The organism is Microbulbifer sp. CAU 1566, from assembly GCF_023156515.1.
Taxonomy (GTDB): Bacteria; Pseudomonadota; Gammaproteobacteria; order Pseudomonadales; family Cellvibrionaceae; genus Microbulbifer.
Genome location: NZ_JALNMG010000005.1, coordinates 1 through 14,872 on the forward strand (window position 1 = coordinate 1; position 14,872 = coordinate 14,872).

Below are 14,872 nucleotides of genomic sequence, written 5' to 3' on the forward strand. Positions count from 1 at the left end.
AATAGTGGAGCCACGATTTCACGTTGCCAAATCTGGCTACACCAGGTGCCGGTACCACCGTTTGTTGCACCAGACTTTCCGAAAGCCAAAGCTCAAAATGCCACCGCTGTAAAAAACACTAACGCCCAGCGCAGGCGCAGCCAATGTGGAGCACCTTTTGTGTTAATGTTTGAGCGCCAGCGAGTAACACAAAAGGCGCGTAGAGTTGGCTGTCGCTCTGCCGCTGTTTGTTAGGCATTTACGCCCCTCAGATTTGGGTAGTTACTTATTAGAAGTTCGTACATTTCAGGCTTACCACTACAGTTTTTCCTATCGAGGGCTTCTTGTAGTAGATCTCTACCTCTCCAATCTTTGATAGTTACATTTGGGCGATACTCTAAAAGGATTTTTAATGCTTGTAAGTCTTTATCATTAGCATCGCTGGTGTACATTGCCGCGGTTGTATTATCTGAAGAGATTGCATTTACATCTACGCCAGCTTTTAGCAATGACTGCATAATTCCGAAATAGTGCCTATTTGTTGCCCACATTAACGCGGTATGACCTTGATGGTACTCAGAGTTACCAGAAGTATCATTTGGATCCATGCCATTGTTAAGAAGCATGTCAATGACTGCTTGATCACCAGCCATAGCAGCATTAATTAAAGATCCATCTCCTTGAAATGAGCCACCCTTTTGTATTAATGCACATGCGAGTTCAGACTTCTTTGATTGTATACAAAAAACCAGTACCGTTTGGCCGAACGGGCCTCTAGCATTTTTTAAGGTCTTTTCTGTGGCAAGAGAAAGAACTTTCTCGTCGTCGCCTCTCATCAATGCTTTGAATATCTTTGGTGCAAAAATCTTATATAGGAATAGAGAAAATCGCTCTTTTAATTCATCAAGAGAAACAGTTTCTATAAAAATTGCCAATTTTCTCTCCTAGGTGCCTAACGCCGCGCTCAGCCGCGGACAATTTTGGGCGCTTTATGCGCGATAATGGGAGCGCAGCGACTGCGCATAAAGTGCACAAAGTTGGCCGTCGGTCTGCAGCGCATTGTTAGAAGCCTCCTCCGTAGTAGGGCTCTACAACAAAACCATTATGAGAACTCACCACAACTGCTGGATAATAAGCTCGATACGCTGCGTCTAAGATTTCATCTGTAACCCAAAATAGGTGGCGACCTTCCGAAATTTTCCCCTTGTAAGAAATACGAATATGATGCTGGCCGTTTTCATACTCAAGGGAAAACTTTCCGTTATAATCAAATTTATCCTTAAGCAATGTCTTCCGGTTGATTTGCGGCCCTAAAGACAAAGGAAATTGACGAATGCGTACACTATTCATTATTAATTCAATAAAATTATCTACGTTAGACGTTTGTTCGACCCCACGCGTGAGAGAACATTCCAGGTACTCACTTGAAACAAGCTTATTTATGGAAGTTTCAAGAATACGCTCCGAAGCTCTGAGTTTATTATAACTAGCACAATCCGATGCGACCTTTCCAGATTCCATAGCAATTTTGCTTTTTTCCCCAGCGAAACATACTGAAGAAATCATCATCAAAGCGAAAAAGTAACTCCGCACTGAACCTCCTAAAGCTTATAAAACTTATTTAGATTGAATTACTGTACGAACCTTAGTCTTGAACCCGATGGAATATCCTCTTTATGTAGCCCCATTAAAATATATGCTCCTTTTTCGATAGGAGTTGGCATTCGCCTGAGAAGCCACTCTTTAAAGGCCACCGTTTCGACATAATCACCATCAGGTTTAAGAACCTTAACCCCGAGAGGCTTACCGACAGGACGATCTGAGATATCGTCGAGGATCACAGCCACTCCCCGACCTGTAATCTCAAAGCACTCTACTATTTCGTACTCACCGGTCATAACTTCAACTTCTAACGCCGCGCACAGGGGCGGCTTACTTTATGCGCGTTTTGCGCGAAAATAGGAGCGAAGCGACTGCGCAAAACGTGCATAAAGTAAGCCGTCCCTTTGCTGCGCATTGTTATGTGCATTTCCCTGGAGGGACAATGCGAAGAGTCTCTGCGCCCAACTTAGTTTTATTCTTTGACAGGCAGATTTGTTCACCTACTTTCACTTGCCCCGCAGAAGATACATTTACGTCGGCCAATCTTCCATCGTTTAACTTAACCCTCAACATCGAACGATTACCAAGGTCAGATCCTACATAGAAATTTTCTATTGCGACAGCCCATGTGTATGAGGTTTTCGACGCGGGTATTCCAGAATATACAAGCAGAGAAACTACAACTGCTACTACAGCAAACCCTATCAATAGTGAGTTTTCGGCAATGTAGAACCTTATTAAATTTTTCACTTCACTCCGAAACTGTTTCTTGCACATAACAGTTAATTAGTAGGCGAAGTGCGCGATTCCCCTCTGCCTCATATCTTTTGAATTCTTTGACGCAAGAATGCCCCGGAGCCCTTGAAGCGTCAAGATTTCCGACGATTCCTCCTAATCACACCCCAGGAGTAATTGATCGACCTGCCCACTATCCCAATATTTCGGACACCACCTAACCTTTTGAAAAATAAGGATAAATTAAAAGTTCACAATCAATCCACTAGTTATGGGGCAGTGTAATCACTTGTAATTGGCAAAACTCAAGAACTGTGCAAAATACTGTATAGATAACCAGCAAAGGAAGTGCTGATGGAAGACTTGCCTCGCCCTATTCCAAACCCGCCGGTGCGCTTTATGGATCGCTTGCGAGCATTTATGCGCGCCAAAAGACTGGCTTATCGGACGGAAGATAGCTACTGCCGATGGATTCGGGACTTTATCCGGTATCACGGTATGCAAAGGCCCGAAGACTTGACGACAAGGCACATCGACCAATGGCTATCGCATCTGGTCTGCGATCGTTCGGTGTCGGTGAGTACTCAGAAAGTGGCGTTGAACGCTGTGGTATTCCTCTACCGGCAGTTTTTGCAGCTGGATATGGATACACTTCAGTTTCAGCGTGCCTTAAAAGGGCGGAGGTTACCTGAGGTATTCAGCCATGCGGAGGCGACAAAGGTCTTGTCATTGATGACCGGCCCGACGTTGCTCGCGGCATCCTTGATGTATGGCTCCGGGTTGCGCGTTATGGAGGCGCGCGACTTCGAGTGCGCGACCTGGATTTTGAGCGGCGATCGTTGATTGTCCGTGAATCCAAAGGGGATAAGTGGCGTAATACCCTGTTACCTGAGTCGTTAATTGGTTCGTTAAAGTCTCAAGTGGATCTGGCCATCGCGCTACATCGCCGTGACCTTGAGGAGGGTTTCGGTGCTATCTATGTCCCGGGAAGACAATCAGTCACTAACCGGGAGCCCGGTACTGAGTGGCTATTTTTATTTCCGGCACCAGATCGGGCGTTGTGCCCGATTACCCGGGTGGTACGCCGGCACCACATGCGCGAACAACAGATACGTCGCGCGGTGCGCAGAGCAATCAGGCAAGCAGGTATTCCCAAACTGGCCAGCTGTCATACGTTCCGCCATTCATTTGCAACCAATCTACTTATGGCGGGAACCAGTATTCGGAATATTCAAGAGCTGTTAGGCCACAGTGATGTGAATACCACCATGATTTATACCCACGTGGTGGGCAAGCACAAAGATAATGTGATCAGTCCTCTCGACCGCTCCAATAAGTAGTGAACAGTTCTTCGTGGGCGGGTAATTATATAGAGGAGAAAAAAAAGGCCCGCGATCGCGGGCCTTTTTTTGCGGGTTACTTGATTCCCAGTACTTCCTTTCCCTGAATGAAGGTCACATCCACAGGGATGTTCGCCTCCGCCAGGCGATCCAGGTCGGCCTGCAGCTCAGAGCTGATTACGCCCATACCGTCCAGCAACTCCTTGGCTTTGGCATAGTTACCGTCGCCCTGCACGGTCAGGATCAGATTGGACAGCTTGGTCATGGCCGCCTGCATTTTCTCGAAGTCGACACTGTACTGACCGGTTGCTTCATCACGGGTGAAGGCGCCTTCATTTTTAAAGAAGTTAAAGCGCATCATGTTGGCCTTGCCGTGGGCGCTGGCGGCACCAAAGCGTACGCTGCGGAATATGCCGGCGAGGAAGGTGACGTAGTTGTCCATCAGCTCCCCCTCTTCCAGCTCACCTTTCTCGTGCAGTTTGGTGATCATGTAGAGGCCAAGAATGTCTGCCTTGCCTTCTTCCAGCGCGGAAGAGGTTTCTTTCAGTGCCTGGCGCACATTGCTGCCGTCGGTGACGGTTTTCTTGATGCCAAGGCCGTGGGCCACTTCGTGGAACATGGTATTGGCGAAGAAAGCGTCGAAGGTAATGTGCTTGCGCTGGTCTTCCGCGATCAACACACCGCTAATCGGCAGCATGATCTGGTCAAACTTGGCGCGCATGGCATTTTTCAGCTGTAGGCGACGGGTGCCTTTTTTCAGCTGAACTTCTTCGTCGTTTGGCAAGTTGATGGCGATGGTCTTGGAGCCCGCGTTGCTATGCCCCGCGTAGTAGAGCACGTCGTAGGCATTCAGGTCGGAATCGGTTCCAGGAGTCTCCGCTTTGTACTTGTCATCCACCGGTAGGCCGCGCTGTAGCTCCGGCAGGAAGGCGGCGAACTTGGCCAGTTTTTCACTCCAGGCCATGTCTTTCAGCAGTACATAGGACTCGTAGGCGGTACGGTAGGCGAAGAGCTGATCTTCATAGTTTTCGATGGGGCCGATCACCACGTCGATGCGATTGTTCTTCATGTCCATCCAGGCCATGTCACTGTCGCGGAACTGATCGCTGACCAGCGCATCGGCGCGCAACTTCAGGTAGTTGGCGAATTCGGCATCCTCGGCCAGCTCGGATGCCTCGCGCAGCAGTGCGGCAGCCTTTTCCAGCTCAGTTTTGTAGGCTTCGGAATAAGACACCAGTTTCAGTTTGCCATCGCTATCGCGGCGCACCAGAGAGTACTGACCTTCCTTACCCGGTTGCTGCCAGGCCTCAAACTCTTTCTTGGTCATATCTTCCGGGTAGAACTCAGCCCCCAGGGGTTTGTCGCTGTAGCCCTCGATAAACGGTTTGTTGTCGTTCAGGCGATCCCAGGGACCATAATTGATGTCGGCGAATTTACGCGCAGCGCTGTCGTCGATGCCGCTCAGCAATTCCTGCGCCGGGCCGTAAGATTGCTGCCAGAACAGTTGATCCATGATTTTGCTGGCGTCGATCAGCAGGCCAATCATCTGGCGTTGCTTGTCAGACAGGGAAGAGAGATCCGCATTCAGCTCCACCGGTGCATAAATATTGAACCGGGACGGATCCACCCCTTGCGCGATGCCTCCCGCCTGAGGTCCAGTCGCCGGCTGCGCAGCTTCCGGTTTTACGGCTTGGGCGGAGGATTCCGCGGGTGCCGCGGACTCGGTTTCGGTGGTCATTTTGTTGGCGGTTTTATCGTCACTGGAGCAGCCAGCCATAACCGCGAGTGCCAGTGCGGAGGCGGCAAAGATTGCAGCTTTCATTCAGGTTCCTGCCTGTTGTTTTATTGGAGTAACGCCCGGGGGCTTGGGAGCCACATTAAATGTGGTCCCAAAAGATGTCCAGCTGTCCCCGGCGCAGAGCCCGGTGGGCCGCATATTCGACTGCAATTATGGGCAAGGAAAGGAAATTACGTGGCGCCAACTGCGCAGGAAAAAACAATTCACGCCACGCGTGTGGAAAAGACGGCAATAGCACACATGGCTAGCGGGATGAATGCCTACTTGCCGAAATCTCTTATCGGGAAGCCCTAGGGCGCAGCGGTTTCGGAATCCAGGGACCGCTCCCGCTGCTGCATACGCCACAGTGCCGCATAGTGACCATCGGCTGAAACCAGCGCACGGTGGTCCCCCTGCTCCACAATTCTGCCCTGATCCATTACCAGGATCAGATCTGCATCCACCACGGTGGATAATCGGTGAGCGATCACCAGGGTGGTCTGCTCCCGGGAAATTTCCTGCAACGCCCGCAGTATCCCCTGCTCCGAGTGGCTATCCAGGCTGGACGTGGCCTCGTCAAACACCATGATCGGCGGGTGCTTTAGCAGGGCCCGGGCAATGGCTACCCGCTGCTTCTCGCCGCCAGAAAGTTTCAGGCCGCGCTCACCAACCATGGTATCCGCGCCTTCCGGCAACTGGGCAATAAAGTCATCCAGCTGGGCGTGACGGATGGCTTCCATAACCTCGTCATCACTGGCGCCGACACGGCCGTAGCGCACATTTTCCAGGATCGATTGGTTGAACAACACCGTATCTTGCGGCACTACCCCGATGGTGCTGCGCAAGGAGTCCTGGCTCACTTCACGGATATCCTGGCCATCCACCACGATGCTGCCAGTGTCGACGTCGTAAAAGCGAAACAGCAGCTTGAACAGGGTAGACTTGCCCGCCCCACTGGCACCTACGATGGCCACCTTCTGCCGCGGCGCCACGGTAAAGCTGACGCCTTTCAGGATTTCCCGATCCGGGCCGTAGCCGAAATGCACGTCGCGAAACTCGATGGCACCGCGCTCGACCGCAAGCTCGGCTGCATTTTCACGGTCCTCGATCTTCGGTTTGACGTCGAGAATCGAAAACATTTTTTCGATATTGGCCAGTGCACCCTTCATTTCCCGATAAACAAAACCCAGGAAATTCAGCGGAATGAAGATCTGCATCATGATGGCGTTGATCAGCACAAAGTCACCAATGGTCATAGTGCCTCTGGTGACATTGACCGCCGCCATCACCATGGCACCGCACATGGCGGCCGCGATAATCAGGGCCTGGCCCGCGTTCAGCCCGAACAGCGACAGGCGGCTCTTGCGCCGGGCCTGCTCCCATACCGCCAGCTCCCTGTCGTAGTGACTGGCTTCATGCCGCTCGTTGCCGAAATATTTGACGGTTTCGTAATTCAGCAGGCTATCGACCGCGCGGCTGCTGCTTTGGGATTCCGCCTGGTTCAGCTCCCGCACAAAGCGGGTGCGCCACTCGGTGGCGACTACGGAAAAACCGATATAGGCCGCCACCGCCCCCAGCACTAGCAGGGCAAAACTGGCGCTGTAATTCCACCACAACAAGCCCACCACCATCAGGATTTCCACCAGGGTGGGCACTATGTTGAACACCATAAAGCGCATCAGAAACCCGATGCCGGAATTACCCCGTTCAATATCCCGCGACAGGCCGCCGGTGCGGCGGTTAAGGTGATAGTCCAGGTCCAGGCGGTGCAGGTGCTGGAAGACTTCCAACCCTACCCGGCGCTGGGCCGCGCTCGGTGACGCGACCGAAAATGGTGTCTCGCAGTTCGCCAAACAGCACCGAGGAAAAGCGCACAAAGCCGTAGGCCAGCAGTAGACCGAGCGGCAGTGCAATGGCAGCAGCCGCACCGCCGGCCCGATCCAGGTCATCGACAATATGTTTAAGCAGGAACGGCAGCCCCACACTGGCCGCCTTGGCGCCAATGAGGCACAGTAATGCCAGCAGCACCGGGCGCTTGAATTCCAGTAGATAGGGAAACAGGGTTTTGAGGGCGCTCCAGTGGACATCTTCCAGAGCGACGGCGGACTTGGGTCTGGGCATGGTCAATCTCGGCAAAACAGGCGCGCAGTATAACCGACCATCGACTCCTGATTGGGCGGCAACTTAGCTCAGCGCCCTGACCGGAACGTCATCCCGGCGCCCGATGGGAACGTCCAGCACCCGCACCAGGAATTCCGTCAACACACCGGCCGTAAAGCCCCAGATTTCGTAGCCCTGGTACTCGTAGGCCGGCAGGTAGATACGCCGCTGGTCGATGGTGATACGGTCAGTGCGAATCCGTGGATCATCAAAAAACCATGAAAGGGGTACACGGAAGATGGCGTCCAGCTCGCCGGGATTTGGGGTAAGTGTCGCATCGGCAGGCACTATGCCAAGCCAGGGGGTTACTTCTACCTGCCAGCGGGTACTGCGCGTCCACAAGGGGCCAAGAACCCTTACCTGATCCGCAGGCAGGCCTATTTCCTCGTGAGTCTCCCGCAGTGCGGTGTATTCGAGGGAAGGATCGGTATCGTCCCAGCGACCACCGGGCAGGGATACTTCGCCGGAGTGGCTGGATAACTGTTGGGAGCGCAAGGTCAGGATGACCTGTGGGTCGGGCTCATCGGTCAGTGCCAGCAATACGGCAGCGTGGCCGTGCAGGTTCGGGCCTTTTGGCACCCGCACCCGCAGCTCGTCGTTCACTGCAGAAAACTTGCGTTCAATAATATCCAGCATTGTGTGCTTCTAATACCGCTGCCACTCTTTCTAACACTATACCGCTGCGGAATGAATTGACCAGTACAGTGATTAACCGGACCAAGCGCATTGAACGTCATGGCATAAGCCTCTGACCGAGTTGCTGCTTAAGTCATTACGTCGTCCGCACCGACATCCTTGGGCTGGTGCCCGCCTTTCAGCTTCTCCCGCACGCCTTGTACCAGGCCGTAGTAAATAGGGACGAGGAAAGTTGAAAAGATACTTGCAGCAACCATGCCACCAAACACTGCCAGCCCAAGAGATACGCGGCTGGCTGCGCCAGCGCCTGAAGCGATGACCAGTGGAAAGATCCCCAAGATGAATGACATCGCCGTCATCAGCACAGCGCGAAACCGCAGGCGTGTAGCCTCCAGCGCAGCCTCTTCTACTGATTTCCCCTGATCCCGCTGCAACATGGCAAATTCCACCATAAGAATCGCCGTCTTCGCGGACATGGCGATTAGTAGCACCAGGCCAATCTGGGTATAGAGGTTGCTGTCGTGCCCCACCAGCCAGCACGCCAGTAAACCGCCGGCAATGGCAATGGGGATCGCGAGCAGTACCGCGATGGGAATGGACCAGCTCTCGTACTGGGCCACGAGAAACAGGTAGGCGAACAACACGGCGAGGGAGAACAGAATCGGCGCCAGGTTGCCCGCGCTAATCTCCTCCAGGCTGGAACCGGTCCACTCATAGCTGTAGCCCTGGGGCAGCTGCGCCCCCAGAGCCTCCATCGCCCCCATGGCCTCACCGCTGGAGTGGCCAGGCGCGGGCACACCGTTGACGCTGATACTGTTGTACATGTTGTAGCGATTCACCGTCTGCGGCCCGACGATCGGCAACACCTCGGTTACCGAGCTGACCGGTACCAGCCCACCGCTGTTGGCGCGCACGAAGAAGCCGTTTAGGTCCTGCTCATCATCACGAAATGGCGCATCGGCCTGCGCCATCACCCGAAACATTTTGCCGAAACGGTTAAAGTCGTTAACGTAGAAACCGCCGAGGTAGGTCTGCAGTGTCAGGTACACATCGGATAGCTGCAGCCCCAGTATGTGCGCCTTGTCTTTGTCTACCTCTAATTGCAGCTGGGGCGTGGCCGCCTGATAGGTGGTGAAAGCACGGCCAATTTCCGGGCGCTGGTTCGCCTCACCGAGAAGCGCATAGAGCACGGCTGCAAGCTCCTGGACATCCCGTCCTTGCAGGTCCTGCAGCACAAACTCAAAACCACCGATAGTGCCAAGACCCGGTAGCGCCGGCACCGGAAACGCCTGAACCTGGGCCTCGGGAACCCCGGCCCCCATCTGCTGCACTTTGCCGAGAATCGCAAACTGGTTCAATTCCGGCGACGTGCGCTCATCCCACGACTTAAGGATCACGATCATAAATGCGGTATTGGAAGTCACACTGTTGGACAACAGGCTGAAACCCGGTACCGCCATCACGTGTGCCACACCATCCAGTTTACCGATGTTGTCACTCAACCCCTGCACGACATTGACCGTTCGCTGCAGCGACGCCCCGTCAGGCAGCTGCACGTTCATCATGAAAAAGCCCTGGTCCTCATCCGGGATAAATCCTGTCGGCACCGCGCTAAACAGCCAGGCACACAGCACACCCACACCCACGATCGTCGCCAGCCCGATGATCGGTCGCAGAACACAGAAACGCACGATGCCCACATACATTTTTGTCGCACTGCGCAGGAAACGGTTAAAGAACCCGAACACTCCCGTCAATTTCTCCCCGTGCTCCCCCTCGCCTTCGGTGGGGCGCAACAGCAATGCGCTGAGTGCCGGACTCAGAGTCAGGGCGTTGACACTCGAAATAAATACAGAAATGGAAATGGTAAGGGCAAATTGCTGATACATCTGCCCTGTCAGACCAGGCATTAGCATGACCGGCACAAAAACCGCAAACAATACCGCGGTGGTGGCAACTACCGGGCCCGTCACCTCGCGCATGGACTGCATTGCCGCCTCTTTCGGCGTCAGCCCTTCGCCCAGTAATCGCTGGGTGTTCTCCACCACGATAATGGCATCATCCACCACAACACCAATGGCAAGAATCAATGCGAATAGGGTAACGGTATTGATCGTCATACCCGCCGCATACATCACCGCAAAGGTGCCGATTAGCGACACCGGTATCGCCACCGCGGGAATCAGCGTTGCACGCCAATCTTGTAGAAACACAAACACCACGACGATCACCAGCAACAGGGCGATCACCAGCGTCTCCACCACCTCCTTGATTGAGGCAATCACGAAATCGGTGGTGTCGTAAAGAATTTCCGATTTCAGCCCCACAGGGAAACGCTGGGAGAGAATATCCATCTTTGCCTCGATGGCCTGCGCAACGCTCAGCGCATTGGCATCCGGCAGCTGGTACACCGCGATTACAGCCGAGGGCTTGTTGTCCAGCTCACCGAACGCGCTGTAGCTCAGGCTACCGAGTTCGATTCGAGCGATATCACTCAAGCGCACAATGGCGCCATCGGCATTCGAACGAATGCTGATCTTGGAAAATTCTTCCGCGCTTTCCAAACGCCCGCGCGCAATGATGGTGTACTGGAACTGCTGTTCTTTCTGGATTGGCGGCGCACCAATACTGCCCGCAGCCACCTGCAGGTTTTGCGCACGCACCGCAGCAATCACATCGCTCGCCGTCACATCCAGCGCTGCCATCTTGTCCGGATTCAGCCACAGCCGCATGGAGTAATCCTGGGCACCCAGGATCTGCACGTCACTGACACCGTCCACTCGCGCCAGCTCATCGCGAATAAAGATTTCGCCATAGTTGGCCAGGAACAGGTTATCGAACTTGCCCTCTGGCGATAGCAGGTTCACCACCAGAAGAATGGTATTGGATCTTTTTTCTACGGTTACACCGCTGCGAGTCACCTCTTCCGGTAGGCTCGGCGTCGCCTGCTGCACGCGATTTTGCACATTTACCTGGGCGACATCTCCGTCATAGCCGCTCTCGAAGGTCACTGTCAGGCTGTAAGTGCCATCGCTGCTACTGGTAGAGGACATATACTGCATCCCCTCCACACCATTGATCTGCGATTCGATGGGGATGGCCACACTGTCCCGCATTACTTCGGCACTGGCCCCCGGAAAGGAGGCACTTACTTGCACCGTGGGCGGACTGATATCCGGAAACTGCGCGATAGGCAAAAGTGGCAGGCATAAAATCCCGGCGAGACTGATCAGGATCGAGATGACCAGCGCGAAACGCGGGCGACGGATAAACGTGGCACTGATCATTATCAGGCCATCCGAAACAACGGTGCGATATGCCGAGAACTACTTGCCGTCAAAATACGCATCCGGCTCCCTTTCCCGTGTCGGATCTTCCCGATCCCGCTGCACATCCGTGTCAGAAGCACCGGATTTTCTGCGCTCCTGTTCCGTTACTTCGCCTTCGCGTAATGGCATTACCGGGCTTGCGGTACTGGGCGGCTCTACCGTTTTTAATCCCTTGTACGGATTTAATTGGGTATTTTGCGGGGTAACCGGTTTTCCAGCATTCACCCGTTGCAGGCCGTTTACGATGAGTCGTTCACCGGCCTTGAGCCCCTCGGTTACTGCCCACAACTCCCCTTCCCGCTGGCCCAACTCCAGATAGCGCTTGTGCGCGATGTCCTGGTCATCGACCACGTAAACAAAGCGCCCCTGCATATCCTCCTGTACCGCTGCCTGGGGAATCAAAGGCTTGATCCCTTCCTTGCCAGAAAACACACTGATTTCCACCCGCACGAATTGCCCCTGAATCAACAGTTGCTCGGGGTTGGGGAAGCGCGCACGCACCAGCGCAGAGCCGGTGTTGGGATCGATCTGGTTATCCACAAATATCAGCAATCCCGGATACGGGTACATCTCACCATTGGGCTGTTTAATCCGCACATCCCGACGTTCTTGAGCAATCCCCTGCTGACGGCGCCGCTCCGCCTCTTCCTGCACTACAAATAGCCGGTGTTCAGGCACCTCGAAATTGACCAGGATCGGATCCATGCGCACGATGGTCGTCAGCGGCTCCGAATTGGGACCTACCAATGAGCCGTCGGTAAACTGGCTGCGGCCAATGATGCCCATCAAGGGCGCGCGGATTTCGGTGAATCCCAGATTGAGTTCGGCCGTTTCCACATTCGCCTGCATCGCCTCCATCTGAGATTGCGCAGACTCGTAGTTGCCGGTGAGTTCATCCATCTGCACCTTGCTGATGGCGCCGGTGCGCACCAGCTCTTGACCCCGGTGGAAATTGCGTTCCGCGATAGCGAGTGCTGAACGCGCTTGGGACAGGTTCGCGCGCTGATTCTCCAGCGCGGCCACGAACGGCCTGGGGTCGATGACATAGAGCAATTCGCCCTGCTGCACCATCTGCCCCTCGACAAAATTTCGGCTCTCTATGTAACCCTCTACCCGCGGGCGTACTCGGTATTCGTCGGTTGCTTCCACCCGCCCCACATATTCATAGCGGGGCACAACCTGGTGCGCACGCACTGCCAGGACTTCCACCGGTGGCGCCTTGGGTGCCGGCTGTTCCTCTTTTTTCGAGCAACCGAGCACCACCAGGGTAAGCAAGAAGAAAACAACAAAACGCGCCATGGAAAACCAACCATCGCCAACAGCTAAAAATTCTCTCTAACACTATAGAAGGCAGACTGGCGCTCACCCCTTCCGCGGGTATACTTGCGCCATGAAATTTTGCAGCCACTGTGGCCACTCCGTCGTATTCGAGATCCCCGCCGGGGATGACCGCCCCCGCCATCTGTGCCGGGATTGCGGCGCCATTCACTATGTCAATCCACGGGTAATCGTCGGTGTATTGCCTTATCTGGGCGACCAGGTGCTGCTGTGCAAGCGTGCCATTGAGCCGCGCCACGGGCTCTGGACCCTGCCGGCGGGCTTTATGGAAAATGGGGAAAGCAGTGAACAGGGTGCCCTGCGGGAATCCTGGGAAGAAGCGCGGGCCAATATCCGCGTCGACGAGCTGTTTTCGGTCTTCGACATCCCGCATATCAATCAGGTATACCTGATCTATCGCGGCGAACTCACCGACACCAATTTCGGCCCCGGCCCGGAGTCTCTGGAAGTGGAGCTATTTGACGAGAAAGACATCCCCTGGGAGGAGATGGCCTTTCCGGTAATGACCCAGACACTGAAGCACTATTTCAGCGATCGGGAGAAAGGCGTTTATGGCCTGCACCGAGGAGTGATCGAGCGGAAGCTCTGATCTGAATTACACGGGAAAGGATCCCTAAGCGCAGCGATCATCCAGCCGCCACAGGTCGAAGGCGGGTTCTTCGTAGGGGTGGGCGCTGCGCATGGCGGCGAGGACCGCGTCCACCACCTCGTCGGCACACACGGTTTCCACCCGGTATTCCGCAACCTGCTCCACCTGCCCCGTCTGCCCGATAAACGGCTGACTGCCGTCCAGCGGGCGGAACTGACCCATCCCCAACACCTGCCAACAGCAACTGTCGTAGTCGCCGATTCGCCCAGCGCCGGCAGCGAACAATGCCTGCTTGACCGGCTCCAGGTGCGACTCGGGAATATAGACGCAAAGTTTGTACATCGTCAGATCACGAACTTCAAAATAACAGGGTCATCAGCTTGCGCTGGTAGGTGGTGGCGACCGGGTCACCGGCGCCCAGTGCCTTGACGATATCGAGGTAGGCCTGCTTGGCAGCACCTTCGGCAAAACCCATATCTTTGCGCAGCAGACCCAGCAAAATCTCCAACGCCTCTTCGTGACGATCGGCCTGGCTCAGCTGTACCGCCAGTTTGTAGGCTGACTCCTGGTCGTCCGGGTTTTCCGCCAGCGCCTGTTGCAGCGCCTTGATTTCCGGGGAGTCGGCCGCCTGCAGTTTCAGCTCCAGCTGCGCCATCAGCTGCTGGTAATCGGCATCCTGATCCGCCATCAGAATCTTGCCCAGTACCTCTTCGGCATCCTTTGCGCGATTCTTTTCCAACAGCACCGCCGCGTACTGCTTGGCGATATCCGCGCGCTCACCGGAATCCCCGTAGGCCTGACGCAACAGCGGCAGCGCCTCGTCCAGTTGGTCTTCGCCAATCAGTTTCTGCGCCTGCTGCAGCTGTAGGTCCCAGGACTTGGGCAGGTACTTGTCCAGCATCTCGCGGATCTGCTTTTCCGGCTGGGCGCCGGCAAAACCGTCCACCGGCTGGCCGTCTTTCAGCAACATAACCGTCGGCAGGCTACGTACGCCCAGCTGGCCGGCGAGCGCCTGCTCGGTATCCGCATTCAGTTTTGCCAGCAGGAACTGGCCGGCGTATTCATTGGCGAGCTTTTCCAGAACCGGCATCAGCTGCTTGCAGGGCTCACACCAATCCGCCCACACATCCACCACCACCGGGCGCTTCATGGATTCCTCGATCAGCACCTGCTGGGCGTTCTGGGCGGTTACGTCAACAATGAATTCTTCCACTTTAACTCCTGAATTGGGCAACTTTGCCTGCACCGCCACATTTGGCCATGGCGGCCAGTGATCGGGCAAATTTAGCGCGCTATGATACCGGATTCAGCGCCGATCGCAGCCCGACGGCTCGAAAATCGCCTGGCGCCGAGGGTAAAAGGTAAACTGCCGCCAGAACCCGCAACT

At 54.8% G+C, this 14,872-nt stretch carries 12 protein-coding genes and 1 pseudogene; 3 read left to right on the forward strand and 10 right to left on the reverse strand.

Annotated features, from left to right (window positions below; all coding sequences use genetic code 11):
- Window positions 1–230 precede the first annotated feature (230 nt).
- From M0G74_RS12935 to M0G74_RS12945, 3 genes are all read right to left on the reverse strand, one after another.
- Complete coding sequence (locus M0G74_RS12935) at window positions 231–914, reverse strand: ankyrin repeat domain-containing protein (RefSeq protein WP_248217689.1); 684 nt, start codon at window positions 912–914, stop codon at window positions 231–233.
- Window positions 915–1,041: 127 nt separating this feature from the next.
- Window positions 1,042–1,551: a hypothetical protein gene (locus M0G74_RS12940; RefSeq protein ID WP_248217691.1), complete on the reverse strand. Its 510-nt coding sequence runs from the start codon at window positions 1,549–1,551 to the stop codon at window positions 1,042–1,044.
- Window positions 1,552–1,610: 59 nt separating this feature from the next.
- On the reverse strand, window positions 1,611–1,877 hold the full coding sequence (locus M0G74_RS12945) for a hypothetical protein (RefSeq protein ID WP_248217694.1): 267 nt from the start codon (window positions 1,875–1,877) through the stop codon (window positions 1,611–1,613).
- Between the two features lie 793 nt (window positions 1,878–2,670).
- Between M0G74_RS12945 and M0G74_RS12950 the strand changes: the two genes are divergently transcribed.
- Together M0G74_RS12950 and M0G74_RS12955 are read left to right on the forward strand one after the other, a co-directional pair.
- A complete protein-coding gene (locus tag M0G74_RS12950; protein ID WP_248217696.1) occupies window positions 2,671–3,159 on the forward strand; it encodes a site-specific integrase in 489 nt (162 codons plus the stop codon).
- Window positions 3,126–3,656 (forward strand): tyrosine-type recombinase/integrase, encoded by a 531-nt coding sequence (locus M0G74_RS12955; protein WP_248217703.1) that lies wholly within the window; start codon window positions 3,126–3,128, stop codon window positions 3,654–3,656. The genes M0G74_RS12950 and M0G74_RS12955 overlap by 34 nt, the downstream gene beginning before the upstream one ends.
- A 76-nt stretch (window positions 3,657–3,732) precedes the next feature.
- Here M0G74_RS12955 and M0G74_RS12960 read toward each other — a convergent pair whose 3' ends face one another.
- The 5 genes and pseudogenes from M0G74_RS12960 to M0G74_RS12980 form a co-directional block, all read right to left on the reverse strand.
- Window positions 3,733–5,478, reverse strand: coding sequence for a Zn-dependent hydrolase (locus M0G74_RS12960; protein ID WP_248217705.1), 1,746 nt, complete (start codon window positions 5,476–5,478; stop codon window positions 3,733–3,735).
- Window positions 5,479–5,744: 266 nt separating this feature from the next.
- Window positions 5,745–7,554, reverse strand: a pseudogene (locus M0G74_RS12965) (ABC transporter ATP-binding protein/permease).
- A 63-nt stretch (window positions 7,555–7,617) separates the two neighbouring features.
- A complete protein-coding gene (locus M0G74_RS12970) occupies window positions 7,618–8,229 on the reverse strand; it encodes a CoA pyrophosphatase (protein WP_160154187.1) in 612 nt (203 codons plus the stop codon).
- A 128-nt stretch (window positions 8,230–8,357) separates the two neighbouring features.
- Window positions 8,358–11,516, reverse strand: coding sequence for a multidrug efflux RND transporter permease subunit (locus M0G74_RS12975; RefSeq protein WP_248217707.1), 3,159 nt, complete (start codon window positions 11,514–11,516; stop codon window positions 8,358–8,360).
- A gap of 39 nt (window positions 11,517–11,555) precedes the next feature.
- Window positions 11,556–12,857 carry an efflux RND transporter periplasmic adaptor subunit gene (locus M0G74_RS12980; RefSeq protein ID WP_248217709.1) on the reverse strand — a complete coding sequence of 434 codons (1,302 nt, stop codon included), beginning with the start codon at window positions 12,855–12,857 and terminating at the stop codon, window positions 11,556–11,558.
- 91 nt (window positions 12,858–12,948) lie between these two features.
- Here M0G74_RS12980 and M0G74_RS12985 point away from each other — a divergent pair, with 91 nt between their 5' ends.
- Window positions 12,949–13,485 carry an NUDIX hydrolase gene (locus M0G74_RS12985; protein ID WP_248217710.1) on the forward strand — a complete coding sequence of 179 codons (537 nt, stop codon included), beginning with the start codon at window positions 12,949–12,951 and terminating at the stop codon, window positions 13,483–13,485.
- Window positions 13,486–13,509: 24 nt separating this feature from the next.
- On the opposite strand, the gene M0G74_RS12990 is transcribed toward M0G74_RS12985, so the two are convergent.
- Window positions 13,510–13,827: a YqfO family protein gene (locus tag M0G74_RS12990; protein ID WP_248217712.1), complete on the reverse strand. Its 318-nt coding sequence runs from the start codon at window positions 13,825–13,827 to the stop codon at window positions 13,510–13,512.
- Between the two features lie 16 nt (window positions 13,828–13,843).
- On the reverse strand, window positions 13,844–14,698 hold the full coding sequence (gene trxA / locus M0G74_RS12995; protein WP_248217714.1) for a thioredoxin: 855 nt from the start codon (window positions 14,696–14,698) through the stop codon (window positions 13,844–13,846).
- Window positions 14,699–14,872 lie beyond the last annotated feature (174 nt).